This is a genomic window from Paenibacillus whitsoniae, from assembly GCF_003955665.1.
GTDB lineage: Bacteria > Bacillota > Bacilli > Paenibacillales > NBRC-103111 > Paenibacillus_E > Paenibacillus_E whitsoniae.
This window is the reverse complement of sequence record NZ_RXHU01000171.1, coordinates 1-1,377: the sequence shown is the minus strand read 5'-3', so window position 1 is coordinate 1,377 and position 1,377 is coordinate 1. Positions and strand designations below refer to the sequence as shown.

Sequence of the window (1,377 nt, the reverse complement as noted above, 5' to 3'; positions counted from 1 at the left end):
CCCAGCCTGCTGCTGCTGGTACTGACGGGGTTCGTGATCACGATTTATGTGATGCATACGACTTCAGATCAGACCAAGCTCAGTATGCAAGCCGAACTCGACGGGCATGATCGCCAATTTACCGAGCAGCTCACGCAAAAAAATAGCGAGCTTGAAAAGCTCCAGACCGATTTAATTACGCTCAGCCGGCAAGCCAACGATTTTAAAGATACGCTGGAGGAAATCAAGCAGTTGGACCATGTCATTGAACTGATGGCCGAGCCCGAAGGCGCAAGCGGGACAAGCAAAAAAACGGCAGGCAGCCCTTCGCCCACCGCCCCAAAACGCCTCGATATCGGCGGCAGCGACACCCCTGTGACCTCCGACGAAGTGTTTGCTTTGGTCGGCGAAACGAAGGACGGGTTGTCCTCCCTCGTCAGCGACATCAATGGCCTGCTGGAGCATCTCAAAGCGTCCGAGGCCAAAATTAAAGAAGCCGAGTATATTCGCAGCATCACGCCCACACTCTGGCCGATCGCCAACCATCGGATTTCCTCCGGTTTTGGCATTCGCCTCGATCCCTTTACGCTCAAGCCATCCATGCATACCGGACTCGATCTCGACGGCGATATGAATGATCCAGTCTATGTCGCAGCCGCAGGCAAAGTGATCGAAGCGGGCTTCGACAACGATCACGGCAATCATATCATCGTGGAACACAGCAAGGGCTTGGAAACGGAGTACATGCATCTGAATAAAATGCTTGTAAAACGCGGAGAATCTGTATCGAAAGGACAGCAGATCGGGCTTGTCGGTTCGACCGGACGGAGCACCGGTTCTCATCTTCATTATGAAGTGCATAAGAATGGCGTCCCGATCAACCCCATGCCCTACCTGATCACAGACCGAAAGGATGATGAACGCAAATGATAGGCAGCTCAAAAGGTAAACGGGTCGATACCAAATCGACGGACACGCTCATCGGAGGCAGCACCATTTGTGAAGGCAAATTCATGTCGGAAGCGAGCCTCCGCATCGAAGGACAACTGAGCGGCGACGTGGAGTGCGCGGGCGACATTACGATCGGCGAGAACGCGGTGCTGCAGTCCAACCTCTCCGGACGGGATATCCTGATCGCCGGCAGAGTCAAAGGCAACGTACATACGAAAGGCAAGCTGATCGTCACCTCGACCGGCGTCCTCATCGGCAATATCGATGTGCGGTCGTTCGTTGTGGAGGAAGGCGGCATTTTTCAGGGCAGCAGCGCGATGCCTGTAGGCGTCGCTGAGAAAAACAGCGGCGGCGCCAAGGTTATCGATGCGAAGGCGCATAAGCAGCATAAAAACGAACAGCAGGCCGCCGCTTCCGGCGGGAACTAGAAGCATAAAACCACCAACG

At 54.5% G+C, this 1,377-nt stretch carries 2 protein-coding genes; both read left to right on the top strand.

Annotated features, from left to right (window positions below; genetic code table 11):
* The coding region (locus EJQ19_RS31630) for a M23 family metallopeptidase (protein WP_164716900.1) at nucleotides 1-909 on the top strand (909 nt) is incomplete at its 5' end.
* Entirely contained in the window at nucleotides 906-1,358 is a 453-nt protein-coding gene (locus EJQ19_RS31625) for a bactofilin family protein (protein ID WP_126145173.1), read from the top strand. The genes EJQ19_RS31630 and EJQ19_RS31625, both read left to right, overlap by 4 nt.
* Nucleotides 1,359-1,377: the final 19 nt, after the last annotated feature.

Excerpts from the sequence above, each read along its gene's own strand:
- EJQ19_RS31625 (WP_126145173.1), top strand. The coding sequence starts at position 906 with ATGATAGGCAGCTCAAAAGGTAAACGGGTCGATACCAAATCGACGGAC.